Raw genomic sequence first — 25,593 nt, 5'->3', positions numbered from 1 at the left:
TGCGCTGCTATCCCAAGCTGCCCGCGAAACGCCGTGCATAGTCTTCACGCTTGAATGCTTCGATCACGAAGTCAATGAAGACCCGCGTCTTGCCCGGCAGCAGATCGCGGCTGGCATAGTAAAGCGAGATCGCCCCGGCATCAGCCCACCAGCGCGGCAGAACCCGCACCAGCTCGCCCGACTCCAGCCACGGCAGAACATCGGCCACGGCGAGCATGGCAACACCTAAGCCCAGCCGCGCCGACTCTCTCAGCGCGGCAGGATCATTGACCACCACGGCCTCGCGCATCACTGCGGCAACTTCATCGCCTTGCGCATTGCGCATGTTCCAAGTACGGATGCGGCCCGACGAAAGCGAGCGCATGACGACACCATCCAGCTCTATCAGACCAGAAGGATCGGCTGGTAGCGTGTGTCGGGCCAGATACGCGGGAGATGCAACGGCGATGATGTGCGCCGGCGCCAGTGTTCGGGCGACCACGCCCGGCGCCAGCTCGAATCCACCACCGATAGCGGCGTCGTAGCCTTCAGCGATCAGGTCTACCGCACGGTTCTCGAAATGCCACTCGGGCCGGATGCGGGGGTAGCGTTGCAGGAACTCCGGCAGTAGCGGCAGTAAATGGCTCATCCCGAAGGTTGGCGCCAGACTGATCTTGAGCACGCCTGCGGGCTGGCCGTCTTCTGCCGATACCGCCGCGATGGCGTTCTGCAAAGACTCCAGATTGCCACCAATCGCGGTCAGGAATGACTCACCAGCCTCGGTCAGCGTCAGCTTGCGGGTCGAACGCTGGAACAGCCGCACTCCCAAATTGCGCTCCAGCATGGCCACGTTGCGACTCACCGCAGCCGGAGTGAGCGCAAGCCGCCGCGCCGCAGCCGAGAAGCTGCCGCTCTCGGCACTGCGCACGAACGACTCTAGGTTTGCCAGCGTCTCCATTCCCCTATATTAAACGAACACTTGAAAATAATCCAAGCGATTTGCCACTAATCAAGAGGCAATGAAAGGGGGAAAGTCACTCCACCGAATCCCTCGGCAACCAACCGGAGTGAACCATGAGCAACTTAACCCCTTCCCAATCCCTTCCCCTGGCCGGCAAGACGGCTCTCGTGACTGGCGGCTCGCGCTCGATCGGAGCGGCCATCGCCAAGCGTCTGGCAGCCGATGGCGCCCAGGTCGCCTTTACCTATGTCGGCTCGCCCGCGCTGGCCGAAGAAACCGCCGCCGCCATCGAGTCGGCTGGCGGTCGGGCGCTGGCCATCCTGGCCAACTCGGGTGAACCCGACGCCGTGCGTGCCGCCGTCGCCAAGACGGTCGAAACCTTCGGTGGCCTGGACATCCTGGTGAACAACGCCGGCATCGCGTTGGGTGGCCCGATCGAACAGATCAAGTTCGAGGACTACCAGGCGATGATCGCCGTCAATGTCACCGGGGTCTTCGTCGCCACGCAGGAGGCCGTGCGCCACATGAAGGACGGTGGCCGCATCGTCCACATCGGCAGCTCGATGACGAAGTACGCCTCGTTCCCCGGCGCTTCCCTCTACACGCTGACCAAGGGTGCCGTCACCGGCTTCAACCGCAGCCTGGCGCGCGATCTGGGGCCGCGCGGCATCACGGTCAATACCGTGCATCCTGGCCCCACGAACACCGACATGAACCCGGCCGATGGCGACCTGGCCAAGGCGCTGATCCCGCACATGGCGGTGGGTCGCTACGGCCAGCCGAACGAAATCGCCAACGTCGTGGCGTTCCTTGCCAGCCCGCAAGCCGCGTTCGTCACCGGCGCCGACATTCTGGCCGACGGCGGCTTCACGTCCTGAGTGACCTTGGAGCGGGCCACTGGCCCGCTCCATAGCCCAAGGGCAGCTTCAAGTCCGAGCACACCCGTAATCACCCACATCGTCACATTTCTTCGAGGAAATCATCATGAGCAAGTCGTCTTCTTCCATCGGCATCATCGGCGCGGGCAACATCGGCACCGCCTTCGCCCGTGCGCTGGCACGCCGGAACATCCCGGCCATCCTGTCCAACAGCCGCGGGCCGGACAGCCTGCAAGCGTTGGTGCAATCCATCGGCCCCAGCATCCGCGCCGGCACCCGCGAGGAAGCTGCTGCACAGCCCATCGTGCTGGTCGCCGTGAACTGGTCGAAGCTGCCGGGCGCCCTTGCCGGGTTGCCGGACTTCGGCGGGCGCGTCGTCATCGACGCCAACAACCCGATCGAGGCGCCGCTGTTCAAGCCCGCCGAGTTGCATGGCCGAGCATCGAGCGAGGTGTTCGCTGGTCTTGTGCCGGGCGCGCGCGTGGTCAAAGCGTTCAATCATCTGCGCCCCGAACTGCTCGCCGCCGATCCGGCGGAACGCGGCGGCCAGCGTGTGCTGTTCTTCGCTGGCGACGATACGCAGGCCAAGGCGGAAGTCGGCGCGCTGATCGGTCGGCTGGGCTTCGCAGGCATCGACCTCGGCACGCTGGCCGTGGGCGGTCGCCTGACGCAATTCCCGGGCGGGCCGCTGCCCACGCTCGAACTCGTGCGGTTCGGCTGAACCCTGCGAGATGGATACAACCAAGGAGTCCATCATGTCCAAGACAATTCTTTTCATTCATGGCGCCTGGCTGACCCCGACTGTCTGGCAACCCTGGCAGCAGCGGTACGAGGCTCTCGGCTATCGCACGCTCGCACCGGCATGGCCGCTGCTGGATCGTTCGGTACAGGCTCTGCGCGACACGCCCGACGGTGCTATCGGCAAGCTGACACTGGGACGCATCGCCGATCACTATGCAGCCATCATCGCCACGCTGCCCGAACCGCCAATCCTCATCGGCCACTCCTACGGCGGACTCGTGGCGCAAATGCTGCTCGACCGTGGTTTGGGGGCGGCGGCTGTTTCGATCTCGCCGGCACCGGCGGCGGGTATCAAGCCTGGCCCCAAAGCGTTCCTGGCAGCCCTTCCGGTGTTCCTGGCCTGGCGTGGCTGGAGCCGGGCACTGAGGATGAGTTTCAAGGGATTCGCACGCGACTTCACCAATGGGCTCAGTCCTGAAAGGCAGCGCGAGGCATTCGACCGTCATGTTGTGCCGGCGCCGGGCCGCATCTACTACCAGTCGGTGCTTGGTATTGGCTCCTCGATCCAGTGGAGCAAACCCGACCGCGCGCCCCTGCTGCTGGTCAGTGCGGAGAACGACCGTACCGTCGAACCCGGCATGGTGAAGCAGCACTTCAAGCGCTACCGCGCATCCACTGCAACGACGGAACTGCGCGAGTTCGCAAACCGTGGGCACTGGTTGATTGCCGGAGATGGCTGGGAGGAAGTTGCGGATGCCGCGCTGCAATGGGTGCAGTCACGTTGAAAGTCAGAAAAAATCGGATAGACAGGGAGCAACGGTAACGCTGCTCCCTGCAAAGGAGCAGGTTATGGAGTTTCGCCATCTTCGTTGCTTCATAGCAGTCGCAGAGGAGCTGCACTTCGCTCGCGCAGCCGAGCGGCTGCATATGGAACAGTCACCGTTGTCACGTGCCATCAAGGAGCTGGAAGAGGAGCTTGGCGTTACGCTGTTTGCCCGCACCACTCGCAGCACCAGGCTAACCCGCGCAGGCGAACTTTTTCTTGAGCATGTTCCCCGCGTATTTACCTCTCTCCAGCAGGCCCGCGACAGCGTGCAGGCAGCAGTCAATGGCTTTCATGGACAGTTGCGTATCGCGCTATCCGACGGCATCACCCCTTCACGCTTACCCGCACTGCTCGCACTGTACCGACAGGAGGAACCGGAGGTTGAGATCCGGCTATTCGAGGTGCCGCTATCGCAGCAGATCAAAGGACTGCAAAGCGACCTGTATGACATGGGATTCGCACAGTCTGATGAGGTAGGTGACGAGATCATCGCCGAAGCTGTTTGGGGCGACCCGCTGATGGTGGCGATTCCGGCACGGCATCCGCTTTTGAAGCACAAGCGAATTCCACTGGATGAAGTTCTGCGCTTTCCCTTGGTGTTGGGCGATCCGCATGTTTGCGAGGGCTATGCGCGCCAGATAGATCGCCTGCTCCGGCGACTGGATCAGGAACCTTTGGTAGCGGAACGGGTGGCCTCATTCGATCTGATGATGGCGCTGGTGTCGGCAGGATTCGCTCTAGGGCTTGCTGGTGCATCGCAGTTCGCCACCTGCCGAGAGACGGGCATTGTGGCCCGCCCATTGGCGGGAAGCCCGCCAACGCTAACGACATACCTGCTACGTCCCGGCGCCAGCACATCAGAGACCCTTTCTCGCTTCATAGCACTGGCCAATTCGATTGAGTCACCTGACGACAACAAGCCCGCGCCACTTTGATGAATCATCACCTTGGAGGACACCCAGCCATGAAAGTGCTTATCTCGCTATTGATCGCCATGACCCTGGTTGCCTGTGGTCAATCCGAAACGCCTCAGAAGACCAACGCTTCCGAAGCGAATATTCCAACAGTGGAAGAGCTTGCGGCCAATCCCGAACGGCTCAGGGAATTGCGCCAGCAGTGCAAGACTGACCGCCAAAAGTTGGGTGACGTGCTGTGCAACCGGGTGGCCGAAGCCACGCGCAAGCGGTTCTATGGCGACGGCGAAACGCCATACACGCCTCCGAAGGAACCGCCCAAGTTCTGATCGTTGTCGGTTCGTCGAATCATCTTCATTTTCCTGTTCGACACGCCGCAATGCGTCTTCGCTTGCGGCGCTTTTCTTTGACTCGCCACTGCACTCATTCTTTCTTTTTTCTCGACTTTTCTGCTCAACACGGTCTTTGACCAGCACTGACTTGACACCGAACCTGACGCCTGCGGCACGCCCCTGTGCCGCGATTTCCATGAGGAATCAGCGCAGGAGAAATCGGAGGCCAGGTCATGCAAGGGACGAACGTGCTGTTCGGTCAGATCGCCGTGGTGCTCGGCATCGTGATCGCCGGAGTGTGGGCCGCCACACAATGGACAGCAGCGGCCCTTGGCTATCAAGTACGCCTTGGCTCGCCCTGGTTCGACTTTCTTGGCACGTCGATCTACCACCCGTGGAAACTGTTTGAGTGGTGGTTCTTCTTCGGCGCCTATGCACCGGAGGTCTTCGACACCGGCGGCGCGATTGCCGGCGCCAGCGGCATGGTCGCCGTGGGCGTCGCCATCGCCATGTCGGTCTGGCGCTCGCGTCAAGCACGCATGGTCACAACCTACGGCTCTGCGCGCTGGGCGAACGCACAGGACATTCGCAAGGCTGGCCTCACACAGCCTGCCGGCGTGTTCCTGGGCCAGCACGATCGCCAATACCTGCGTCATGAAGGCCCGGAACACGTCCTGACCTTCGCACCCACGCGCTCGGGCAAGGGCGTGGGTCTCGTGGTGCCGACGCTACTGTCATGGCCGGCCTCGGCCGTCATCCACGACATCAAGGGCGAGAACTGGCAGATCACCGCCGGCTGGCGCAGCCGATTCAGCCACTGCCTGCTATTCAACCCGACCGATGCGAAGTCGGCGGCCTACAACCCGCTGCTGGAAGTGCGCCGCGGCGCGCATGAAGTGCGCGACGTGCAGAACATCGCGGACATTCTGGTCGATCCAGAAGGTGCGCTGGAGAAGCGTAACCATTGGGAAAAGACCAGCCACGCGCTGCTGGTCGGGGCCATCCTGCATGTGCTCTACGCGGGCGAAGACAAGACGCTGCGTGGCGTCGCTAACTTCCTCTCCGACCCGGCCAGCCCGTTCGAGCTGACTTTGCATCGGATGATGACCACGCCCCACCTGGGCGATGGGCCGCACCCTGTCGTCGCTTCGGCGGCGCGCGAAGTGCTCAACAAGTCGGACAACGAGCGTTCCGGCGTGTTGAGCACGGCCATGTCGTTCCTCGGCCTGTATCGCGATCCCACGGTGGCCGAAGTCACCTCGCGCTGCGACTGGCGCATCGCCGACCTGATCGCTGCGGAACATCCGGTGTCGCTGTATCTGGTGGTGCCGCCTTCGGACATTTCGCGGACGAAGCCGCTCATTCGCCTGATCCTCAACCAGATCGGTCGGCGCCTCACCGAATCGCTCGATGGCTCCGACGGCATCGAGCGCCGCCACAGGCTGCTGCTGATGCTCGATGAGTTCCCGGCGCTGGGGCGCCTGGACTTCTTCGAGACGGCGCTGGCCTTCATGGCCGGCTACGGCATCCGCAGCTTCCTCATCGCCCAAAGCCTGAACCAGATCGACAAGGCATACGGGCAGAACCATTCCATCCTCGATAACTGCCACGTCCGCGTGACGTTTGCGACGAACGACGAACGCACCGCCAAGCGCATTTCCGAGACGCTGGGCACGGCCACCGAACTGCGCGCGCAGCGCAACTACGCAGGCCATCGGCTTGCGCCGTGGCTGGGCCACCTGATGGTGTCGCGCCAGGAAACCGCACGCCCGCTGCTGACGCCGGGCGAAGTGATGCAGCTTCCGCCCGACGAGGCGGTGGTGATGGTGTCCAGCGTAGCGCCGATCAAGGCCAAGAAGCTGCGCTACTACGCGGACAGCAATTTCAAGCGCCGTGTGCTGCCGCCGCCTGCGCTTACGGGCGGGCAGTACGCCGACGCGCCTCCGCTGCGTCCGGACGACTGGAGCGGGCTGGCGATTCCGCCAACGTCTGCCGTACCGGGCACCGCATCCGCCGAAGGCATGGGGAGCTTGACCGCCGACGACGGCGGCCCGCGCCGTCAGCCCGAACTCTCCGAAACCGTCGCCTACGCCCCCGAGCTGGCCGCGCCTGCGGCCGACCTCGCGCTGCTCGATGACGACGACGACCTGCCGCTTCCCCTTCCTCGCCAGCTTGACCCATCCATGCAGCGCACGGCGCGGCTGGCTTCCCTCGACCCCAACGACGGAATCGAGCTATGAGCCACTACCGCCTCAATCTGTTCATCCAGCCTGAGCACGCCAAGCGCCTGGACGAGCTGGCCGCCAAGAAAGGCGTGTCCAAATCGTCCATCGTCGCAGCGGCGCTCGCATCGTGGCTGTCGCCCGATGCCGGCGACCAGCGCGAGGCCGCCATTGCCAAGCGGCTGGATCGCCTGTCGCGGCAGGCCGAGCGCCTGGAGCGCGATCAGAACATCCAGATCGAAACGCTGGCGCTGTTCGTCCGCTACTTCCTGACCGTCAGCACGCCGGTTCCCGAAGCCCATCAGGACGCGGCCCGCGCCCAGGGCAAGGCCCGCTTCGAGCAGTTCGTCGAACAACTCGGCCGCCACCTGCTGCGCGGCCGCAGCCTCGTGCGCGACGTGGTGGAAGAACTGCACCCGGACACCGCACGGATGGATGACGCGGCGGCGCTGGCCGAAGCCCAGGAGCGTGCCTCATGAGTGCCGTTCCGCAGTTCCCGCCCGAGCCTCGTTCGTCCGCCGCGACCTCGCTCGATCGCCGCATCCAGATGCTGCGTACCGCAATGGGGCCGGTGATCGCCACCGCGCTCGAAGACCCGGACGTGGTGGAAGTCATGCTCAACCCCGACCGCACACTATGGGTCGATCGGCTGTCGTCGGGCCGTGCGCCGTTGGGCGTGGAGCTGCCCGAAGCCGATGGCGAACGCATCATCCGGCTGGTCGCGGCCCACGTCGGCGCGGAAGTGCACCGCGGTCAACCACTCTTGACCGCCGAGCTGCCGGAAACCGGCGAACGCTTCGAGGGCATCTTGCCGCCTGCCGCACCCGGCCCGGCGTTCGCGCTGCGCAAGCGCGCCGTGAACATCATCGGCCTGGATCAGTATGTAGCCGACGGCATCCTGTCCGCACCGCAAGCCGAGTTCTTGCGCCGCGCGGTGCGCGAGCGGCAGAACATCCTGATCGCAGGCGGCACCAGCACCGGCAAGACCACGCTGGCGAACGCGCTGCTGGCCGAGATCGCCGCCACCGGCGACCGCGTGCTGGTGCTCGAAGACACCATCGAGCTGCAATGCGCGGCCCGCGACCATGTGCCGCTGCGCACCCGCGCCGGCGTGGTGTCGATGCAGGAACTGGTGCGCGCCACGATGCGCCTGCGCCCCGACCGCGTGATCGTCGGTGAAGTACGCGGCGGCGAAGCCCTGGACTTGGTGAAGGTGTGGGGCACCGGCCACCCCGGCGGCATCGCCACGATCCACGCCGGTTCCGCGCTGGGCGCGCTGCTGCGCCTGGAACAGTTGATTCTCGAAGTCGCGGTGAACCCGCCGCGGGCGCTGATCGCCGAAGCGGTCAACGTCGTGATCCACATCGCCGGACGTGGCCGCAAGCGCCACGTCGAAAGCATTGCCCGCGTCGTCGGCTTCGACGCTGCCGGCTATCGCCTGGCGGACGCGCTGGAAACGCCGTTTCCCGCGCTGCCGTCGCCTTCCTCCTCGTCCCCTGACCACCCTGGAGAACTGCCATGACGCAGATAAACGCTGTTGCTTTCCGTTTTTCCGTAAATCCGGCCTCAATCCTTGCACGCCTGCGGCGCCTGGCCGCGCCGGCACACCATGGCCTGCTGCTGGCCGCCGTCATGCTGATGACGGCCGGCACGGCGAAGGCCGCCGGTTCCTCGATGCCGTGGGAAGGACCGCTGCAATCCATCCTCGACTCCATCCAGGGGCCGGTCGCGCGCATCGTCGCGGTCATCATCATCATCGCCACCGGCCTGGCGCTCGCCTTCGGCGACACGTCGGGCGGCTTCCGCAAGCTCATCCAGATCGTGTTCGGGTTGAGCATCGCGTTCGCCGCGTCCTCGTTCTTCCTGTCGTTCTTCTCGTTCTCCGGCGGGGCCGTCGTATGAGCACGGCCAGCGACCTTCCGGGCTTCGAGGTGCCGCTACACCGCTCGCTGACCGAACCGATCCTCATGGGCGGTGCGCCGCGCACCGTCGCCATTGCGAACGGCACGCTCGCCGCCGCCGTGGGCCTGGGCCTGCAACTGTGGATTCCGGGGCTGGTGCTCTGGATCGTCGGCCACTCGCTCGCCGTGTGGGGCGCGCGCGTCGATCCGCAGTTCATGCAGGTGTTCGCCCGGCACATCAAGCACAAGCCGCTGCTGGACGTGTAGGGAGACGCCGCGATGCTGAACCTTGCCGAATACCGCCAGCGTCCGGCCTTGCTCGCCGACTGGCTGCCCTGGGCCGGGCTGATCGCACCGGGTGTCGTCTTGAACAAGGACGGCAGTTTCCAGCGCACGGCCCGCTTTCGCGGCCCCGACTTGGACAGCGCCACGCAAGGCGAGCTGATCGCCGCGTCTGCACGGCTCAACAACGCGCTGCGCCGGCTGGGTTCTGGCTGGGCCTTGTTCATCGAGGCAGAGCGCCAATCCGCCGCCGACTATCCGCATTCCGACTTCCCCGAACCGTTGTCCTGGCTCGTCGATGAAGAACGCCGCGCCGCCTTCGAGGAATCGGGCCATCACTTCGAGAGCGCCTATCACCTGACGGTGGCTTTCCTGCCGCCGGAGGAATCCCGCGCCCGCGCCGCCAAGCTGCTCTACGAGAACTCGCCCGGCGATGGCGTGGATTGGGACGGCCGCCTCGATGCCTTCGTGGCGGAAACCGATCGCGTCTTCGACCTGCTCGACGGCGTGATGCCGGAAATCGCCTGGCTGGACGACAGCCAGACGCTGACCTACCTGCACGCGACCGTCTCGACGCGGCGCTATCGCATCGGTGTTCCCGAAGTGCCTTTCCATCTGGACGCGCTGCTGGCCGATTCGGCGCTGGTCGGTGGCCTGGCGCCCACGCTGGGCGACCAGCACTTGCGCGTGGTGTCGGTGCGGGGCTTTCCGACCTCGACCTGGCCGGGCCTGCTGGACGACCTCAACCGCCTGGGCTTTGCCTACCGCTGGAGCACGCGCTTTCTTTGCATGGACAAGGCCGAGGCGGAAAAGGAGCTGGGCCGATTGCGCCGCCAGTGGTTCGCCAAGCGCAAGAACGTCGTCGCGCTGCTGCGCGAAACCATCTTCCAGCAGGAAAGCCCGCTGGTCGATACCGACGCCAGCAACAAGGCGGCCGACGCCGATGCCGCCTTGCAGGAGCTGGGCAGCGATCAAGTCGCGTTCGGCTATCTCACCGCCACGGTGACGGTGTTCGACGCCGACCCAGCCGTGGCCGACGAGAAGCTGCGCATGGTGGAGCGCGTCATCCAGGGCCGGGGCTTCGTGACCATTCCCGAAACCCTCAATGCGGTGGATGCGTGGCTGTCGTCCATTCCCGGCAACGCCTACGCGAACGTGCGCCAGCCCATCATCTCGACGCTGAACCTGGCGCACATGATGCCGCTGTCGGCGGTGTGGGCCGGGCCGGAGAAGAACGACCACCTCGACGGCCCACCGCTGATAGTCACCCGCACCGATGGCGCGACGCCGTTCCGGCTGGTCACGCACATCGGCGACGTGGGACACACGCTGGTCGCTGGCCCCACCGGCATGGGCAAATCGGTACTGCTGGCGACGCTGGCCTTGCAGTTCCGCCGCTACTTCGGCTCGCGGATCTTCGCCTTCGACATGGGCCGCTCCATGCGCGCCACCATCCTCGGCCTGGGCGGCGAGCACTACGACCTGGGCGCCGATGGCGGCATCGCGTTCCAGCCGCTCGCGCGCATCGACCATGAGGGCTACCGCTCCTGGGCCGCCGAATGGGTGGAAGGTCGCCTGCTGCATGAAGGCGTGACCGTCGGCCCGGACGAGAAGGTGGCCATCTGGTCGGCACTCGGCAGCCTCGCCGGTGCGCCGCAGGAACAGCGCACGATGACCGGGCTTTCCGTGCTGCTGCAATCGAACGCGCTGCGCCAGGCGCTTTCGCCCTACGTGCTCGGCGGCTCCCACGGCAAGCTGCTGGACGCCGACCACGACCGGCTGGGCATGGCCGACGTGCAGGGCTTCGAGATGGAAGAACTGATGCACAGCCCCGCCGCCGTGCAAGCGGTGCTGCGCTACCTGTTCGCCCGCTTCGACGAGCGTTTCGACGGTGCGCCCACGCTGCTGATTCTGGATGAAGCGTGGCTGTTCCTCGATGAGCCGTCTTTCGCGGCCCGCATCCGCCAATGGCTCAAGACGCTCAGGAAAAAGAACGTCAGCGTCATCTTCGCCACGCAGTCGCTGGCCGACATCAAGGATTCGACCATCGCGCCCGCGATCATCGAAAGCTGCGCGAGCAGGATTTTCTTACCTAACCCGCAGGCCACCGAGCCGCAGATTCGCACGATCTACGAGGGCTTCGGCCTCAACAACCGGCAGATCGAAATCGTCGCCACCGCGCAGCCCAAGCGCGACTACTACTACCAATCCCGTCTCGGCAATCGCCTGTTCGACCTCGACCTGGGGCCGGCCGCGCTCGCGTTCGCGGGCGCATCCACACCGCAAGACCAACGCGACATCGACCGCGTGCTGACGCAGGCCGGCGCACCCGGCTTCGCCGGCGCGTGGCTGCGCCATCGCGGCCTTGATTGGGCCGCCGACCTGCTGCCGTCCGCACCGGCGGCCGCTTTTGTCCATTCCCAACCACAGGAGAACCTGCCATGAAGAAGCGCTTTCTCGCCGCCGCTGTTGCGGCCATGTTCTGCATTGCTTCCAGCGTTCAGGCGCAATGGGTCGTGGTCGATCCCACGAACCTCGTGCAGAACACGCTGACCGCGATTCGCACGATGGAGCAGATCAACAACCAGATTCACCAGCTCCAGAACGAAGCCCAGATGCTGATGAACCAGGCGCGCAATCTGGCGAATCTGGACTTCAACATCGTCAACCGGCTGCGCTCGACGCTCGCCACCACCGAGCGCCTGATCGCCGAAGCGCAGGGGCTGGCCTACGACGTGACGAACATGGATCGGGAGTTCGCACGCCTGTATCCCGAGCAATACGCCGCAACCGTCAGTGGCGATCAGATGTTCCGCGATGCGCAGGAGCGTTGGAAAAACACGCTCAACGGCCTGCACACCGCGATGCGGATGCAAGCCCAGGTGTCGCAGAACCTGACCCAAGACGAAAGCGCGCTGGCCGATCTGGTCAGCCAGAGCCAGTCCGCCACCGGCGCGCTGCAAGCGATGCAGGCGACGAACCAGCTCCTTGCCTTGCAGGCCAAGCAGTCCATCCAGGCGCAGCAGCTCCAGATCACGCAAGACCGGGCGGCCTCGCTGGAACTGGCGCGGCAGGCGGCGGCCACCGAGCGCGCCCGCGAAGTGCGGCGGCGCTTCCTTGGCACCGGCACGCCGTACACGCCGCAGCGCGTGGACTTCTACGGCAACTGACGGGAGACAGCCATGCGATGCGTCCTCGCCCTGTCGGCTTCGCTGCTGGCCCTGCTGCTGACCGCGTGCGGCCAGCAGCAGGCCGAAGACCTGGCCGATGCCTTGGCCGCCGATCCCGTGCGGCTCAAGGCGCTGCGCGCGCAATGCGCGGCCGACCGGCAAGCCGTGGGCGAGGACGCCTGCCGCGCTGCCGCCGAAGCGTTCCGGCGGCGCTTCTTCGCCGGCCAGACCGGGCCGGACGAATACCGGACGCTGGCCGATCTGCCGCCCATTCCGCCGAGCTTCGATGAACCCGCCGATGGCGGCGAAACGCCGGCCTCGCCTGCATCCGAGGACACGCCATGAACGACGTGACCATCATCGACCGTTTCCTCGACACGTTCTCGCGCTACATCGACTCCGGCTTCGGGCTACTGCAAGGCGAAGTGGCGTTCCTGACCGCCACGCTCATCGTCATCGACATGACCATCGCCGGCCTGTATTGGGCGATGAGCCACGCCACCGGCCAGGGCGAGGACGTGATCGCCAAGCTGCTGCGCAAGGTGCTCTACGTCGGTGCCTTCGCCTACATCATCGGCAACTTCAACTGGCTGGCCGGCATCGTGTTCCGCTCGTTCGCCGGCCTGGGCCTGACGGCCACCGGCTCGGCCATCACGATGGAGAACTTCCTGCAACCGGGGCGGCTGGCGAAGACCGGCATCGACGCGGGTGCGCCGATTCTGGAACAGATCGGCGACATGGCCGGCTTCCCCGAGGTGTTCGTGAACATCGACCCCATCGTGGTGATGTTCCTCGCCTGGCTGGTGGTGATCCTCTGCTTCTTCGTGCTGGCGGTGCAGCTTTTCATCACGCTGATCGAGTTCAAGCTGACCACACTCGCCGGCTTCGTGCTGGTGCCGTTCGCGCTCTGGAACAAGACGAGCTTCCTGGCTGAAAAGGTGCTCGGCAACGTGGTGTCGTCTGGCGTCAAGGTACTTGTGCTGGCCGTCATCGTCGGCATCGGCTCGGGCCTGTTCGCGGAATTCCAGACCGTGCCGGATGAACCGTCCATCGACCATGCCCTGGTCGTGATGCTGGCCTCGCTTGCGCTGTTGGCCCTGGGCATCTTCGGGCCGGGCATCGCCACGGGTCTCGTGTCCGGTGCGCCGCAGCTTGGCGCGGGCGCGATGGCCGGTGCCGCTGTCGGCGCTGTTGGCACGGGCGTTGCCATTGGCGCCGCCGCGACTGGTGTGGGCGGTGCGGTCATGGCCGGGGCGCGTGTGGCGCCGGCCGCCGCCAAGTTGGCCGGCAGCGGTGCGCGTGCCGCTGCCTCGACGGCAGGTAGCGCCCGATCGGCGTTCCAGGCCGGTTCCGCCGCAGCCGGTGGCGGGGCCAAAGGCGCGATGGCGGGCCTGGGCAATGTCGCCAAGACCGGTGCGCAGGCCGCCGGCCAGAAGGCCGCCGCCGGGGCGCGCTCGCTCAAAGACCGGACAGCAGCCGCTTTTCGCGCCGACGGCGCGGCACCGGCCTCTGGTGGCGGTGCGGCAGCGACCAGCGGCGCCGCCGCCCAAGGGAGTGCAGCCGAAGGCGATGCCCCGGCCGCCGCCGGGCAGAAGCAACCGGCCTGGGCCAAGCGCCTGCACCGCCGCCAGCAGATGACCCACGCCGCGACCACCACCGCCCACACGCTGCGCGGTGGCGATGGTGGCGGCTCCGGGCAAGGCCCGAGCCTGCGCGATTCCGATTCATAAGGAGAGACGACCATGCGATTCAAGCGACCGCAGGTGCGCTATGCCGATACGCCGCAGCCTGCCACCCCATACCAATCCGCCGCGCAGGTGTGGGACGAGCGTATCGGCTCGGCCCGCGTGCAGGCGAAGAACTGGCGGCTGATGGCCTTCGGCTGCCTGGTGCTGGCGCTGCTGATGGCTGGCGGCCTGGTCTGGCGTTCGGCGCAGTCCTTCGTGACGCCTTATGTGGTGGAAGTGGACAACGCCGGCCAGGTACGCGCCGTGGGTGAAGCGGCCACGCCGTACCGGCCCAACGACGCGCAGACGGCGCACCACATCGCGCGCTTCATCACGCTGGTTCGGTCGCTGTCCATCGACCCCATCGTGGTGCGACAGAACTGGCTGGATGCCTACGACTACACCACGGACAGGGGCGCGGCGGTGCTCAACGACTACGCCCGTAGTAACGACCCGTTCGCCCGCATTGGCCGCGAGTCGGTGACGGTGCAGATCACCAGTGTCGTGCGCGCCAGCGACACGTCTTTCAACGTGCGCTGGACGGAACGCCGCTACGTCAATGGCGCGGCCGCCGGGCTGGAGCGGTGGACGGCCGTGGTGTCCATCGTGCTGCAAACCCCGCGCACCGAGGAACGTCTGCGCCACAACCCGCTGGGCATCTACGTCAACGGCCTGTCGTGGAGCCGCGAGCTGGATTCTTCCGAAGGAGCCACGCCATGAACCTGCCTTTCCGCTTTTACGCTTTGCCGTTGATGCTTCTTGTCCTGGCGGGCTGCGCCACGCAGGGCAAGCCGCCGCCGACCATTTCGCTCGATGAACCCGTGCAGGCCCAGCCGTTGCCTGAACCGCCCAAGCCGGTCGAAGTGGTGGAGGTGCCCACGGTGCTGCCGATGCCGGCGCAGTTGAAACCGCTGCCCGAGGTGGACGAAGCGCCGCCGGCGCCGGAGCCGACCGACGAAACCGTGCGCGTATCGAAGGCCAATGCCGAGGCGCGCATCGCGCCCACGCGCGAGGGCTACATCAACGCGATTCAAGTCTGGCCCTTCACCGATGGCGCGCTGTATCAGGTCTATGCCGCGCCGGGGCGCGTCACCGTGGTTTCGCTCCAGCCCGGCGAAGAACTGGTGACGGTCGCCGCCGGCGATACCGTGCGCTGGATCGTCGGCGACACGTCCAGCGGCAGCGGCGACGAGCTGCGCATCAATGTGCTGGTCAAGCCGATCCGTTCCGGGCTGAAGACGAACCTGGTCATCACCACCAGCCGCCGGACGTACCTGCTGGAACTGACTTCGACCGAACGCGCCTGGATGGCATCGGTGTCCTGGGATTACCCGAGAGATCGGATGCTGGCCTTGCAGCGCCAGTCGCAGGCCGCGCAGGCGACCGCGCCGGTCGAGACCGGACTGTCGCTGGAGCGCATCCGCTTCCGCTACGCGATCAGCGGCAGCAATCCGCCGTGGAAGCCGCTGCGCGCTTTCGATGACGGCGAGAAGGTCTATATCCAGTTCCCGCCGGGCATCGCCCAAGGCGAGTTGCCGCCGCTGTTCGTCATCGGCGCACAGGGCGACGGGCAACTGGTGAATTACCGCTTCCGCCCGCCGTACTACATCGTCGATCGACTGTTCGGTGCGGCTGAACTGCGATTGGGCGGGGACGGTGGCGACGTGGTGCGCATCGAGCGCACGGATGGCACGCGGAGGAACTGACCATGAGCCAGGACGACACTCCCGACGTTGCCGTGCCGCAGGCGGGCAAGGTCGAACCCGAGGCGGTGGCGCTGCGCGCCCAGCCTCGGCCGGTCACACGGCTGAACCGGCGCACGCTGGCCATCCTCGCCGGCGGCCTGTCGGTCGCCGTGCTGGGCGCGCTGATGTGGTCGCTGCAACCGCAGCGGCGCACGGCCAACGAGCAGACCGAGCTTTACAACGTCGATCGCGTTTCACGCTCCGAAGGACTCGACCAGCTTCCGGCCGACTATTCCAAGCTGCCGCCGACCTTGCCCCCCGACGTGCCCGAGCTGGGGCCGCCGCTGCCGGGCGACCTTGGGCCGGCCATCGTGAACTCGCAGCAGCCGGCCGTGGCCGCCTACGCTGCCCCCGGTCACGACCCGGCCGAGGCGGAACGCTTGGCGCGGTTGAAGGAGGCCGAGGAAGCGGCTGCATCGTCGGTGTTCTTCCGCACCGGCACCCAGCAGGCCGCGTCGGTGGTGCAGTCGCAGGTGGCCGCCGCGTCGGGCTTCGCCGCCAATGCGGCCTTCGACCCGATGGCGGGCGGGCCGGCCTCGACGGCGGCCCAGCCCGCCGACCCGACGGTCGTGCAGAACAGGCAAGACCAGAAAGAGGCGTTCCAGCAAGCCGGAACCACGGAAACTCGTAATTCCGGCAACCTGCAAATGCCGGCATCGCCGTATCAGGTGATGGCCGGAACGGTGGTCGCCGGGGCACTGGTCACGGGCATCAAGTCGGACTTGCCCGGCGATGTGATCGCCACGGTGACGGAGCCGGTCTATGACACGGCCACCGGGCGCTTCCTGCTGATTCCGCAAGGTTCGCGCATCCTCGGCCGCTACAACAGCCAGGTCAGCTACGGGCAGAGCCGCGTTCAAGTCGTCTGGAACCGGATCATCCTGCCCGACACGTCATCGCTCACGCTCGACAACCTGGCCGGCACTGACCCGGCCGGCTACGCCGGCCTGGAGGATGGCGTCGATTGGCATTGGGATCGCATCTTTGCTGGCGCGGTGCTGACCACGCTGCTGGGCGTCGGCGCCGAGCTGGCCGCGCCGGAAAACCGCCAGAACGGCGATCGCGTCATCATCGCCGGGCGCGACAGCTTGCAGGACAGCGTGAACCAGGTCGGGCAGGAGATGACCCGGCGCAACCTCAACATCCAGCCCACCTTGACCGAGCGGCCTGGCCTGCCGGTTCGCATCATCGTCAATCGGGATCTGGTGCTGCGGCCGTATCAGCCGCTGTTCTTCAATCGGGGGACTTCACGATGAGCACGACCAAAAAGCTGCGGCTGGGGCCGCTGCCCAAGACCGAGAGCATCAAGCTGACCTTTGCCTGCCCGGCCAGCTTGAAGGCCGATCTCGACCGCTACGCCGCGCTGCACGCGCAGGCGTATGGCGAGACTGTCGATGCCGTGACGCTGATCCCGCACATGCTGGAGGCGTTCATCGCCGGCGACCGGGGATTCAGGAAGGGAGGCGCGAGCAAGCCCGCACCGCCGAAGCCGAGCTGACAATACACGGACGCATTGCCGATGCACCCTCGAACGCGCAGCCCAACGCTGCGCGTTCTTCGTTCTCGTTCTGGAGCGCCGCGACTGATTGGGCTATGATGGCCGGGCAAGCCTACCGTCTGCTGGCAATCGCCCCCGACGCAGTACGCTCCGGCTTTCTACCGCGACGCTCTTATGTGGCTCCTAGCCCACAAAGCCGCAGCCCCGCAAAGCGGCCCGAAGTAGAGCTAAACCCGTGTCCTGTATAAGCTTTTGAGCCCCCAGCGATTTTCACTGGGGGCTTGACACAGGCACTTTTTTGACGCCGTAGTCGGTGGGCAGGAAGGCGTCGGGCCAGGCCATGGCGCGCATGGCGATGTATTGGGCCGTCCAGGGGCCGATGCCGGGCAGCGCGAGGAGTTTTTCGACCTCGGCTTCGGGCAGCGCGCCGGGGCCGAAGTCGATGTGTTGTTCGGCCAGCGCCTGGGCCAGGGCGCGTATGGTGCGCGCGCGCGTGCGGATGATGCCGATCGGGCCCATATGGCTTTCGATGTCGCCTGGCAGGGCGAGGATGCGCCGCGGCGACGGAAAGGCGTGGCTCAGGCCGGCGATGCCGGTGGGCACGGGATGGCCGTAATGGTCGACGATGCGGCTTGCCAGGGTGCGGGCCGCGCCGACCGTGATTTGCTGGCCGAGCACGGCCCGCACGGCCATTTCGAAGGGGTCGAAGCTGCCGGGCAGACGGGTGCCCAGGGTCTGCAGGCCGGGGGCGAGGCTGTTCATCGCGCTCAGGCCCTGGTGCACGGCCTGGGGGTCGCAACCCAGGTCGAAGAGGTGGCGCACCCGGGCCAGGACCAGGGGGAGCACGGGCAGCAGCGACAGGGAGGCTTGCAGTTCGAGCGCGTTTTTCTTGGGCAGGTGGGCGATGCGTATCCAGCCGGTATGGGTTTTGCCGTTGGGGGCATCGAGGGCAACGGCCCGGGCATAGCGCGCGCCGTCGATGTGTTCGACGCCGGGGATGGCGCGCGAGGCCAGGAAGCCGAGAATGGCTTCCCATTGATAGGGCGGGCGGTAGCTCAGGGTGAGCGTGAGCGGGCTGGCCGGCTCGGCGCGCTTGCGGCGCCGCAAGGCGGTGGGAACAAGCCGGTAGCGGGTCTTGAACAGCGCGTTGAAGCGCCTGAGGCTGCCGAAGCCCGAGGCCATGGCCACGTCGAGCACGGGCAGGTCGGTGTCGGTGAGCAGGTTCTTGGCCAGGAGCAGGCGGGCGGTCTGCATGTACTGGACGGGCGAGACGCCGAGTTCGGCCTTGAAGACGCGGCGCAGGTGGCGGTCGGTGCAGCCCAGGCGCCGCGCCAGCGCGTCCAGCGAGGCGTCGCTGCCGCATTGGTCTTCGAGCAGCCTGGCCGCCCGGCGGGCCAGCGAGGCCGAGGCGTCGATGCGCGCCTGGCCGGGGGCCAGTTCGGGCCGGCAGATCAGGCAGGGGCGGTAGCCGGCCTGTTCGGCCGACGCCGCGGTCTGGTGGAAGCTGCAGTTTTCCAGCTTGGGCAGCTTGGCCGGGCAGACGGGACGGCAGTAGATGCCGGTGGACGAAACGGCCACGAAGAATCGCCCGTCGAACCTCGCGTCCTTCGCCTTGAAGGCGGAATACCATGCCTGGGGTGCGTCGTTGATCATTGCCCTGTCCTCCATGGCGTCTACTGTAGCCAGGAGAGCTTACTTTTTCTCGCCGTTTTCGGACATGGCCATGACGGGCCGGGCCGGCGGGTTGGCGTTACCATTGCACCGGCCCGTCCCGCCCCGCGGCGGGCCTGTTTCCGTTTCCGAGTCCCTCTTTGTCTATGTCCACTTCCGCAGGCATTGCCGACGAGCTTGCCCCTCCGTCTTCCGAACTGTCTCCCGCCCAGACCCGTCGGGCCCTTTTTGCCCTGGGCGTGGGCGGTTTCGGCATCGGCACCGGCGAATTCGTCATCATGGGCCTTTTGCCCGATGCCGCCCGCGATCTCGGCATTTCCATCCCGCAGGCCGGCCATTTGATCAGTATCTACGCGCTGGGCGTGGTGATCGGCGCGCCGCTATTGGCCGTGCTGGGCGCGCGCCTGCCGCGGCGCAGTTTCCTGATCGGCCTGATGCTGGTCTTCGCGCTGGGCAATATGGTCAGCGCCATGGCGCCCGGCTTTGCCTCCATGGCGCTGGCGCGCTTCCTGACGGGTTTTCCGCATGGCACGTATTTCGGCGTGGCCGCCCTGGTGGCCGCCGGGCTGGTGCCCTTGCACCGGCGCACCCAGGCCGTGGCCATGGTCCTGCTGGGCCTGACCATCGCGACCTTGGTGGGCGTGCCCATCGCCGCGGCCATCGGGCAGTGGCTGGGCTGGCGCTCGGCCTTCGCCATCGTGGGAGCCATCGGCCTGCTCACGGCGCTGCTGGTCTGGCGCTGGGTGCCCTACAGCCCCGGCAACAAGGCCGCCAGTCCGCTGCGCGAACTCGATGCCCTGCGCCGCAAGCAGGTCATCCTGACCCTGGGCATAGGCGCCATCGGTTCGGGCGGCATTTTTTCCGTGTTCAGCTATATCAAGCCCACCATGATAGAGGTGGCGCATCTGCCCGAGGCCTGGGTGCCGCTGGTGCTGGCGCTGTTCGGCGCGGGCATGGTGGGCGGCAATCTGCTGGGATCGCGTCTGGCCGACCGCAATATGGAACGCACCATCCGCTATGTGCTGATCTGGGCGGCCATCGTGATGAGCGCCTTTTTCCTGACCTCGCACAGCGCCGTCCTGGGCTCGCTCAACGTGTTGCTGATTGGCACCGTGGTGGCCCTGGGCGCCACCTTGCAGACGCGGCTGATGGATGTGGCCGGCGACGCCCAGACCCTGGCCGCCGCCCTGAACCACTCCGCCTTCAATATCGCCAATGCACTGGGCGCCTGGCTGGGCGGCGTGGCCATCGACGCCGGCCTGGGCTGGTCGTCCACCGGCTGGGTGGGCGGCCTGCTGGCGCTGGCCGGCCTGGCGATCCATTATTGGGCGCTGGCCGATATGCGCAGGCGGGCCTGAACCCGCGGCGCAGACAGGAAGCGACGTCATCCGCTTGGCCCGCCGCGCAAACGCCTGGCCTCAGGCCAGCGCGGCCTCGTAGCGGCGCGCCACCTCGGGCCAGTGGATCACCTCATAGAAGGCCGCAATATAGTCGGGCCGGCGGTTCTGGTACTTGAGGTAATAGGCATGCTCCCAGACATCCAGCCCGAGGATAGGGGTATGGCCCTCCATGATCGGGCTGTCCTGGTTGGCGCTGCTTTGCACGAGCAGGGTGTTGCCGGGCGTCAGGCACAACCAGGCCCAGCCGCTGCCAAAGCGCGTGAGCGCGGCCTGGGTGAATTGCGCCTTGAAACCATCCAGGCCGCCCAGTTCGGCGTCGATGGCTGCGGCCAGCCGGCCCTGGGGACGGCCGCCGCCTTGGGGCGACATGATTTCCCAGAACAGGCTGTGATTGGCGTGGCCGCCGCCGTTGTTGCGCACCGCGCCCCGGATGTCCCGCGGCAGCCGGTCGATGCCGGCCAGCAGCGCCTCGATGGGAGGAAAGGGCAGGCCATGGGATTGCAGGGCGGTGTTCAGGTTGTTGATATAGGTCTGGTGATGCCGCGTGTAGTGGATCTCCATGGTCTGGGCATCGATATGGGGCTCGAGCGCATCGTAGGCATAGGGCAGGGGAGGCAGGGTGTAAGCCATTTCGATCTCCTTCTTGTCGGGGGAGGACAGGAAACGTCGGCATGGCGCGCGGCGGGAGCGGAGAGGGCCTGCATGGTCGGGGACTTCCTGGATCGATGATAAGAATGGTATGTATTTTTATTATTGAAGCGAAGCAAGCCCTTGCCGCAGACAGGGCTTTTGGGCCCGCGCTCTCTACGACTAAAGGCGGATGACGGTCCCCGGCAATGTTGTTATCGTTCGCTCGCGATGACTCGCGCAAGGTTTTGTATTGGTTTTGCGCGATTTTTCTATTTTCGAAAAAATGATTCGGGGTTAACGTGGCTGCACGTTGATATATATCCCCGATATGTTTCGATATAAAACACTTGATGCCGGATTCGTGGGGGTTGGGCTGGATTTCATCCCGCTTGACGCGACAGCAGTGCTATTCTTCGCCCGCACTTGTAATCCGATTTATCTATTTTTTTCATACTCCTAGCCCGGCCGGTCTTGGCGCCGAGGCTGTCATATTCTGACGCAAGCGACCCGATCCTATGTCCGCCCTTCCAACCATTCTCGACTTCGCGCTGCGGGCACCAGTGCTGTTGATAGAGGATGAGCCGCCGGTGCGCGACCGGCTGGAAAGGGTATTGCTGCGCCTGGGCTATGAGCAGGACGCGCTGTATTTCGCCGGCTCCCTGGCCGAGGCGCGGGCCAGTCTTTCGCGCCAGCCCGCCGCCGTGGCGCTGGTGGACCTGGGCTTGCCGGACGGCAGCGGCGTGGACCTCATCGCCGAGATGTATGCCGCCAACCCCCAGATGGCCATTCTGGTGGTGTCGGCCTGGAGTTCGGAGGAGGCCATCCTGGCCGCCTTGCGCGCTGGCGCTTCGGGCTATGTGCTCAAGGAGCGCGACGACCTGGAGGTCAGCATCGCGGTGCGCAGCATCCTGAGCGGCGGCGCGCCCATCGATCCCTTCGTGGCGCGGCGTCTGCTGCAGGAGTTCCGCGGCCGGCCCGCGGACCTGCCCGATCCCGTCGGCCCCCTGAGCCCGCGCGAGACCCAGATTCTGCGCCTGGTGGCTTCGGGCCTGGGCAATCGCGAGATTGCCGAGCAATTGCATCTGTCGCGCTACACGGTCGAGCGCCATATCAAACATATCTATCGCAAGCTGGTCGTGTCCTCGCGCACCAAGGCGGTTCATGCCGCGCGGGCGCGCGGTCTGCTGGACTGAGGGGAGGCTCGTGTTGTCTGCGGCCCAGCCGGTGGCCGGCGAGCCTTGTGCCACGGGCTTTTCCGGAGGGGAAATACCCAGTTTCAGGCATAGACGAGTATTGACAGAAGTCAGTCTAATTATTTCGTTTTTTCCTAGCGTCTGACACTATTGCTCACGAACAGCCGTTTTCTGTTCAATACGGGAAAACCCTTGGTTTCCTGGGGGCGGTTGGGGGGGGCACAGGCGCTGGCCAGCAAGACAGGTAACAGTTTTCAGGAGGGGTTTACCAAATGTCCGCAACCGTTTTCTATGAGCGCGCCGTGGCGCTGGACCGTGCCGCGCACCAGGACACGAAGATCCAGATTCAGCCGGATCACTACGCCTTCGCGCGCGACACCAATGCGCTGCCCATCGCGGCCAGCGAGTTCGCCGACGCCGGACGCCACTATCCCATCGTCTTCGTGGGCGATGAGCAGGGCAATTTCCATGTGGCCGTGCTGCTGGGTCTGGAAGACCGCTCCAATCTCTTCGTGACCGCCGAGGGAATGTGGAAGGCCGATACCTATGTCCCGGCCTTCGCGCGCCGCTATCCCTTTGTGCTGGGCACGACCTCGGATACCGATCGCCTGGCGGTCTGTATTGACGAGTCCTATCCGGGCATCAACCGCGCCGAAGGCGTGGCCCTGTTCGAGGATGGCAAGGAGACCGGCTATCTGACCCAGATGATGGAGTTCCTGCGCGTTTTCCAGGGCGAGATGGAGCTGACCAAGCAGATGGCGCAGCGCCTGAACGAGCTGGGGCTGCTGGTGGCCAAGACCATCACGATTTCGCAGGCCGAGGGCGATCGCTACCTGAGCGGTTTCTGGGTCGTGGATGACCAGAAGTTCGCCGGCATCGACGACGTGCGCGTGGTCGAGCTGCACCGCGCGGGCATCCTGCGCCTGATCGAGCTGCACCGCGCCTCGCTGGGCAATGTGCCGCGCCTGGCCATGATGCTGGACGAGCAGCGCCGCCAGAAGGCCCTGCAGCAGCAGGAAGTCGCCTCGACGACCGACGCGGCGCCGCGGGAAGCGGCCGCCTGAGCGGGACCGCGCCACCATGGTGACCGCAACGCTCGGCCCGGCCGGCGAGGATGTGCATATCCCCCTGCATACGCTGCGGGGGGAGCGCAGATTCTGGGCTGACCGCCTGCTCTCGGTGTTCAAGGGCAAGCAGATCGACGGCGTGGAGTGGTCGATGAAGTTCTCGGCCTCGGGCCTGGTCGGCAACCGCTTTCTGCTGGGCGTGCAGCGCGAGCACTGGCGCATGCTGGACTTTGCGACGTTGTCGCGCGCCCTGGCGATTCCGCAGTCATTGTGGATGCGCATCATGCAGGACATGGAGCAGGCGCGCGCCATGTTCTTTGCCTATGAGCCGGATATCGACGACGGCGACACCTACCGCGTCTATCTGGAGTTCATGCCCGCGCCCGAGACGCTGCGCCAGCATGGCGTGCTGCCCTTGGGCTGCGGCTACAAATGGCATCCGGCGACCGGGCGCGTGGCGGGCATCACGGCCTACCGCATGCGCCACTTGCAGGATCGCGAGGCTTTCGAAGGCTATTTGCAGCCCTATCTTGAGCGCCTGGCCCAGCCGGTGCTCAGGCGGATGGCCAGCGATGTCATCGGCCGCGCGGCCGAGGCGGCCGATCCGTCGCGCTTCATGTTTCTGGAGGTGGACGAGGCCGAGAGCCGGCGCGACTCCTTCACGGTGACGTTCCGCGGGGCGGATCTGCCGCTGCGCGGCTTCATTCCCGATCTGCTGCGCCTGGCCGCCAGCCTCGCGCTGCCCGAGAGCGAGGTGCTGGGATTCCTTGTGCCCGACGAACCTCGCAGCCTGTATAGCCTGGCTGCCGGCACCGCGCGGGATGGTCATGAGTTTTTGACGGTCTACTATGACTGAAGACAATAAGCGTGCTGCGCGCCGCCCGGCCTGGATGGCGCTGACGATACTGGCCGCCACGCTGGGGCTGGGCGGCTGCGCCACGCGCGAGCTGCACCAGACCGAGGCCACGCCGGCGCAGATCCAGACCGACGCGGGTCTGCTCAAGACGGAACTGGCCGGTCCGCAGGAAGACTCTGGTTTCGGCCAGCCCGCGCCGAGCGCGCGCATGGACCAGGTCGATCCCGTGCCCGCGCCGCCCTTCGATGAGAAGACCGAGTTGCCGGCGCCGGCGAGCTACCGGGCCGAGGACATGCCGGCCTATAACGCCGCCGAGCTGCCGGCGCAGACCGAGCCCATGACGCTGGATCAGGTCTATTTGCTGGCGCTGCAGAATGATCCGCAATTGCGCGGGGCCTATCAGGAGCTGCAGGCCGTGGGCTACGGCGTGACCGCCGCGCGCGCCGGGCTGCTGCCCAGCGTGACGGGCGAGGCCAATCGCGCGCGCGTCAAGCAGAATGTGGTCGATAGCGAGAACGCCGTCTACCAGACGGGCCGGGCCAACTGGAGCGAGAACGGCTGGGCGCTGACGCTGACCCAGCCCATTTTCGACCTGGGCGCCTATCACAAGTGGCGCCAGTCGCAGGATGCCGAGCGCAAGGAAGTGGCGAGCTATGCCTATGCGCAGCAGGATTTGATGCTGCGCGCGGCCACGGCCTATCTGAGCATCCTGGCATCCCAGGACCAGATCGAGCTGACCGAGGCCGAGCGCAACACCACCGAAAAGCAGATGGAGCTGGTGCAGGCGCGCTATCACAGCGGCCAGGAAACCGAGGTGGGCGTGAGCGAAGTCCAGGCCCGCCTGGATCTGCAGCAGGCCAATACGCTGCTGGCGCGCCACGATTACCTGGACAAGCAGCAGGGCCTGCAGGAGATCATTGGCTACGGCAATGTGAAGCTGCGGCGCGTGCGCCGCGACCTGCCCATGACGCTGCCGCAGCCCAATGACGCCCAGGTCTGGCTGCGCACGGCGCTGGAGCAGAATTGGTCCATCCGCGCGGCCTCGGCGGCCGTGGCCGTGGCCGAGAAAGAGGTGTCGGTGCAGCGCGCCGGCTATTACCCCAGCCTGGCCCTGCGCGCCTCGACCGGCCGCAATGAGACAGGCGGCAGCCTGTTCGGCGGCGGCAGCACGGTGGCCGACACTCGCATCACGCTCAATCTGAGCGTGCCCATCTTCCAGAGCGGCTACACCTATGGCATGAGCCAGGCGGCGGCCAGCCGCCTGGGCGCGGCCTCCTCGGAGCTGAGCCTGGCGCGCCGCAAGGTGCAGCGCCAGGTGTTTTCTTCTTTCCAGAACATTGTCATCGGCATCGACCGCATCAAGGCGTTGAACAGCTCGGTGCAGTCTTTCGAACTGGCGCTCAAGCAGAAGGAAGAGGGCTTCAAGGCGGGACTGAACGACATCGTCAGCGTGCTGGACGCCACGCGCAATCTGTACAACGCGAAGCGGCAGCAGGCCGAGGCGGGATACAACTTCGTGCTCGACGGCTTGAAGCTCAAGCAGGCGGCGGGCACTTTGAATGCGGCGGACATCGCGGCGATCAGCCAAGAGATCCTGTAG

Annotated in this window: 26 protein-coding genes; 23 read left to right on the top strand and 3 right to left on the bottom strand. The window is 66.0% G+C overall.

Annotation, left to right across the window (positions count from 1 at the left end; all coding sequences use genetic code 11):
* Nucleotides 1–7: 7 nt before the first annotated feature.
* On the bottom strand, nucleotides 8–937 hold the full coding sequence (locus tag L540_RS01190; RefSeq protein ID WP_043211263.1) for a LysR family transcriptional regulator: 930 nt from the start codon (nucleotides 935–937) through the stop codon (nucleotides 8–10).
* Between the two features lie 116 nt (nucleotides 938–1,053).
* Here L540_RS01190 and L540_RS01185 point away from each other — a divergent pair, with 116 nt between their 5' ends.
* The 18 genes from L540_RS01185 to L540_RS01100 all read left to right on the top strand — a co-directional run bounded on the left by L540_RS01185 (nucleotide 1,054) and on the right by L540_RS01100 (nucleotide 17,176).
* Complete coding sequence (locus L540_RS01185) at nucleotides 1,054–1,818, top strand: 3-oxoacyl-ACP reductase family protein (RefSeq protein WP_043211261.1); 765 nt, start codon at nucleotides 1,054–1,056, stop codon at nucleotides 1,816–1,818.
* 106 nt (nucleotides 1,819–1,924) lie between these two features.
* Nucleotides 1,925–2,539: an NADPH-dependent F420 reductase gene (locus tag L540_RS01180; RefSeq protein WP_043211260.1), complete on the top strand. Its 615-nt coding sequence runs from the start codon at nucleotides 1,925–1,927 to the stop codon at nucleotides 2,537–2,539.
* Nucleotides 2,540–2,573: 34 nt separating this feature from the next.
* Nucleotides 2,574–3,344, top strand: coding sequence for an alpha/beta hydrolase (locus L540_RS01175; protein WP_043211267.1), 771 nt, complete (start codon nucleotides 2,574–2,576; stop codon nucleotides 3,342–3,344).
* Between the two features lie 64 nt (nucleotides 3,345–3,408).
* Entirely contained in the window at nucleotides 3,409–4,320 is a 912-nt protein-coding gene (locus L540_RS01170; RefSeq protein ID WP_043211258.1) for a LysR family transcriptional regulator, read from the top strand.
* Between the two features lie 29 nt (nucleotides 4,321–4,349).
* Nucleotides 4,350–4,628 carry an EexN family lipoprotein gene (locus L540_RS01165; RefSeq protein ID WP_043211256.1) on the top strand — a complete coding sequence of 93 codons (279 nt, stop codon included), beginning with the start codon at nucleotides 4,350–4,352 and terminating at the stop codon, nucleotides 4,626–4,628.
* 236 nt (nucleotides 4,629–4,864) lie between these two features.
* A complete protein-coding gene (locus tag L540_RS01160) occupies nucleotides 4,865–6,871 on the top strand; it encodes a conjugal transfer protein TraG (protein ID WP_048025719.1) in 2,007 nt (668 codons plus the stop codon).
* The gene (locus L540_RS01155; RefSeq protein WP_043209004.1) at nucleotides 6,868–7,332 is read left to right on the top strand and encodes a ribbon-helix-helix protein, CopG family; all 465 of its coding nucleotides are present in this window, start codon (nucleotides 6,868–6,870) and stop codon (nucleotides 7,330–7,332) included. Before L540_RS01160 ends, L540_RS01155 begins: the two co-directional genes overlap by 4 nt.
* The gene (trbB, locus tag L540_RS01150) at nucleotides 7,329–8,375 is read left to right on the top strand and encodes a P-type conjugative transfer ATPase TrbB (protein WP_043209007.1); all 1,047 of its coding nucleotides are present in this window, start codon (nucleotides 7,329–7,331) and stop codon (nucleotides 8,373–8,375) included. Before L540_RS01155 ends, trbB begins: the two co-directional genes overlap by 4 nt.
* A complete protein-coding gene (locus tag L540_RS01145) occupies nucleotides 8,372–8,755 on the top strand; it encodes a TrbC/VirB2 family type IV secretion system protein (RefSeq protein ID WP_048025718.1) in 384 nt (127 codons plus the stop codon). The genes trbB and L540_RS01145 overlap by 4 nt, the downstream gene beginning before the upstream one ends.
* Nucleotides 8,752–9,021 (top strand): VirB3 family type IV secretion system protein, encoded by a 270-nt coding sequence (locus tag L540_RS01140; protein ID WP_043208638.1) that lies wholly within the window; start codon nucleotides 8,752–8,754, stop codon nucleotides 9,019–9,021. The genes L540_RS01145 and L540_RS01140 overlap by 4 nt, the downstream gene beginning before the upstream one ends.
* Nucleotides 9,022–9,033: 12 nt before the next feature.
* The gene (gene trbE, locus L540_RS01135; RefSeq protein WP_048025717.1) at nucleotides 9,034–11,481 is read left to right on the top strand and encodes a conjugal transfer protein TrbE; all 2,448 of its coding nucleotides are present in this window, start codon (nucleotides 9,034–9,036) and stop codon (nucleotides 11,479–11,481) included.
* Entirely contained in the window at nucleotides 11,478–12,206 is a 729-nt protein-coding gene (gene trbJ / locus L540_RS01130; protein WP_043211243.1) for a P-type conjugative transfer protein TrbJ, read from the top strand. The genes trbE and trbJ overlap by 4 nt, the downstream gene beginning before the upstream one ends.
* Nucleotides 12,207–12,218: 12 nt before the next feature.
* Entirely contained in the window at nucleotides 12,219–12,551 is a 333-nt protein-coding gene (locus L540_RS01125) for a hypothetical protein (protein ID WP_043211242.1), read from the top strand.
* Nucleotides 12,548–13,936 (top strand): P-type conjugative transfer protein TrbL, encoded by a 1,389-nt coding sequence (gene trbL / locus L540_RS01120; protein WP_048025716.1) that lies wholly within the window; start codon nucleotides 12,548–12,550, stop codon nucleotides 13,934–13,936. The genes L540_RS01125 and trbL overlap by 4 nt, the downstream gene beginning before the upstream one ends.
* Nucleotides 13,937–13,948: 12 nt before the next feature.
* The gene (gene trbF, locus L540_RS01115; RefSeq protein ID WP_043209480.1) at nucleotides 13,949–14,653 is read left to right on the top strand and encodes a conjugal transfer protein TrbF; all 705 of its coding nucleotides are present in this window, start codon (nucleotides 13,949–13,951) and stop codon (nucleotides 14,651–14,653) included.
* Entirely contained in the window at nucleotides 14,650–15,639 is a 990-nt protein-coding gene (gene trbG / locus L540_RS01110) for a P-type conjugative transfer protein TrbG (protein WP_048025715.1), read from the top strand. The genes trbF and trbG overlap by 4 nt, the downstream gene beginning before the upstream one ends.
* A 2-nt stretch (nucleotides 15,640–15,641) precedes the next feature.
* Nucleotides 15,642–16,934, top strand: a complete 1,293-nt coding sequence (locus L540_RS01105) for a TraB/TrbI/VirB10 family type IV secretion system protein (protein ID WP_043209400.1) — start codon at nucleotides 15,642–15,644, stop codon at nucleotides 16,932–16,934.
* Nucleotides 16,931–17,176, top strand: coding sequence for a DUF2274 domain-containing protein (locus tag L540_RS01100; protein WP_043209397.1), 246 nt, complete (start codon nucleotides 16,931–16,933; stop codon nucleotides 17,174–17,176). The genes L540_RS01105 and L540_RS01100 overlap by 4 nt, the downstream gene beginning before the upstream one ends.
* Nucleotides 17,177–17,446: 270 nt before the next feature.
* On the opposite strand, the gene L540_RS01095 is transcribed toward L540_RS01100, so the two are convergent.
* Nucleotides 17,447–18,829 (bottom strand): AlkA N-terminal domain-containing protein, encoded by a 1,383-nt coding sequence (locus L540_RS01095; RefSeq protein ID WP_043209464.1) that lies wholly within the window; start codon nucleotides 18,827–18,829, stop codon nucleotides 17,447–17,449.
* Between the two features lie 164 nt (nucleotides 18,830–18,993).
* Between L540_RS01095 and L540_RS01090 the strand changes: the two genes are divergently transcribed.
* The gene (locus L540_RS01090) at nucleotides 18,994–20,205 is read left to right on the top strand and encodes an MFS transporter (protein ID WP_043209395.1); all 1,212 of its coding nucleotides are present in this window, start codon (nucleotides 18,994–18,996) and stop codon (nucleotides 20,203–20,205) included.
* 60 nt (nucleotides 20,206–20,265) lie between these two features.
* On the opposite strand, the gene L540_RS01085 is transcribed toward L540_RS01090, so the two are convergent.
* Entirely contained in the window at nucleotides 20,266–20,877 is a 612-nt protein-coding gene (locus tag L540_RS01085) for a superoxide dismutase (protein WP_043209393.1), read from the bottom strand.
* A gap of 515 nt (nucleotides 20,878–21,392) precedes the next feature.
* Between L540_RS01085 and L540_RS01080 the strand changes: the two genes are divergently transcribed.
* From L540_RS01080 to L540_RS01065, 4 genes are all read left to right on the top strand, one after another.
* Entirely contained in the window at nucleotides 21,393–22,070 is a 678-nt protein-coding gene (locus L540_RS01080; protein WP_043209391.1) for a response regulator transcription factor, read from the top strand.
* Nucleotides 22,071–22,342: 272 nt separating this feature from the next.
* Nucleotides 22,343–23,134 (top strand): SapC family protein, encoded by a 792-nt coding sequence (locus L540_RS01075; protein WP_043209389.1) that lies wholly within the window; start codon nucleotides 22,343–22,345, stop codon nucleotides 23,132–23,134.
* Between the two features lie 16 nt (nucleotides 23,135–23,150).
* On the top strand, nucleotides 23,151–23,993 hold the full coding sequence (locus L540_RS01070; RefSeq protein WP_043209387.1) for a hypothetical protein: 843 nt from the start codon (nucleotides 23,151–23,153) through the stop codon (nucleotides 23,991–23,993).
* Entirely contained in the window at nucleotides 23,986–25,593 is a 1,608-nt protein-coding gene (locus L540_RS01065; RefSeq protein WP_043209380.1) for a TolC family outer membrane protein, read from the top strand. The genes L540_RS01070 and L540_RS01065 overlap by 8 nt, the downstream gene beginning before the upstream one ends.

The organism is Bordetella pseudohinzii (genome assembly GCF_000657795.2).
GTDB lineage: Bacteria > Pseudomonadota > Gammaproteobacteria > Burkholderiales > Burkholderiaceae_B > Bordetella > Bordetella pseudohinzii.
Note: the sequence above shows the minus strand (reverse complement) of the source record. Positions and strands in the feature narration are given on the sequence as shown.

Excerpts from the sequence above, each read along its gene's own strand:
- L540_RS01190 (WP_043211263.1), bottom strand. The coding sequence starts at position 937 with ATGGAGACGCTGGCAAACCTAGAGTCGTTCGTGCGCAGTGCCGAGAGC.
- L540_RS01185 (WP_043211261.1), top strand. The coding sequence starts at position 1,054 with ATGAGCAACTTAACCCCTTCCCAATCCCTTCCCCTGGCCGGCAAGACG.
- L540_RS01180 (WP_043211260.1), top strand. The coding sequence starts at position 1,925 with ATGAGCAAGTCGTCTTCTTCCATCGGCATCATCGGCGCGGGCAACATC.
- L540_RS01175 (WP_043211267.1), top strand. The coding sequence starts at position 2,574 with ATGTCCAAGACAATTCTTTTCATTCATGGCGCCTGGCTGACCCCGACT.
- L540_RS01170 (WP_043211258.1), top strand. The coding sequence starts at position 3,409 with ATGGAGTTTCGCCATCTTCGTTGCTTCATAGCAGTCGCAGAGGAGCTG.
- L540_RS01165 (WP_043211256.1), top strand. The coding sequence starts at position 4,350 with ATGAAAGTGCTTATCTCGCTATTGATCGCCATGACCCTGGTTGCCTGT.
- L540_RS01160 (WP_048025719.1), top strand. The coding sequence starts at position 4,865 with ATGCAAGGGACGAACGTGCTGTTCGGTCAGATCGCCGTGGTGCTCGGC.
- L540_RS01155 (WP_043209004.1), top strand. The coding sequence starts at position 6,868 with ATGAGCCACTACCGCCTCAATCTGTTCATCCAGCCTGAGCACGCCAAG.
- trbB (WP_043209007.1), top strand. The coding sequence starts at position 7,329 with ATGAGTGCCGTTCCGCAGTTCCCGCCCGAGCCTCGTTCGTCCGCCGCG.
- L540_RS01145 (WP_048025718.1), top strand. The coding sequence starts at position 8,372 with ATGACGCAGATAAACGCTGTTGCTTTCCGTTTTTCCGTAAATCCGGCC.
- L540_RS01140 (WP_043208638.1), top strand. The coding sequence starts at position 8,752 with ATGAGCACGGCCAGCGACCTTCCGGGCTTCGAGGTGCCGCTACACCGC.
- trbE (WP_048025717.1), top strand. The coding sequence starts at position 9,034 with ATGCTGAACCTTGCCGAATACCGCCAGCGTCCGGCCTTGCTCGCCGAC.
- trbJ (WP_043211243.1), top strand. The coding sequence starts at position 11,478 with ATGAAGAAGCGCTTTCTCGCCGCCGCTGTTGCGGCCATGTTCTGCATT.
- L540_RS01125 (WP_043211242.1), top strand. The coding sequence starts at position 12,219 with ATGCGATGCGTCCTCGCCCTGTCGGCTTCGCTGCTGGCCCTGCTGCTG.
- trbL (WP_048025716.1), top strand. The coding sequence starts at position 12,548 with ATGAACGACGTGACCATCATCGACCGTTTCCTCGACACGTTCTCGCGC.
- trbF (WP_043209480.1), top strand. The coding sequence starts at position 13,949 with ATGCGATTCAAGCGACCGCAGGTGCGCTATGCCGATACGCCGCAGCCT.
- trbG (WP_048025715.1), top strand. The coding sequence starts at position 14,650 with ATGAACCTGCCTTTCCGCTTTTACGCTTTGCCGTTGATGCTTCTTGTC.
- L540_RS01105 (WP_043209400.1), top strand. The coding sequence starts at position 15,642 with ATGAGCCAGGACGACACTCCCGACGTTGCCGTGCCGCAGGCGGGCAAG.
- L540_RS01100 (WP_043209397.1), top strand. The coding sequence starts at position 16,931 with ATGAGCACGACCAAAAAGCTGCGGCTGGGGCCGCTGCCCAAGACCGAG.
- L540_RS01095 (WP_043209464.1), bottom strand. The coding sequence starts at position 18,829 with ATGATCAACGACGCACCCCAGGCATGGTATTCCGCCTTCAAGGCGAAG.
- L540_RS01090 (WP_043209395.1), top strand. The coding sequence starts at position 18,994 with ATGTCCACTTCCGCAGGCATTGCCGACGAGCTTGCCCCTCCGTCTTCC.
- L540_RS01085 (WP_043209393.1), bottom strand. The coding sequence starts at position 20,877 with ATGGCTTACACCCTGCCTCCCCTGCCCTATGCCTACGATGCGCTCGAG.
- L540_RS01080 (WP_043209391.1), top strand. The coding sequence starts at position 21,393 with ATGTCCGCCCTTCCAACCATTCTCGACTTCGCGCTGCGGGCACCAGTG.
- L540_RS01075 (WP_043209389.1), top strand. The coding sequence starts at position 22,343 with ATGTCCGCAACCGTTTTCTATGAGCGCGCCGTGGCGCTGGACCGTGCC.
- L540_RS01070 (WP_043209387.1), top strand. The coding sequence starts at position 23,151 with ATGGTGACCGCAACGCTCGGCCCGGCCGGCGAGGATGTGCATATCCCC.
- L540_RS01065 (WP_043209380.1), top strand. The coding sequence starts at position 23,986 with ATGACTGAAGACAATAAGCGTGCTGCGCGCCGCCCGGCCTGGATGGCG.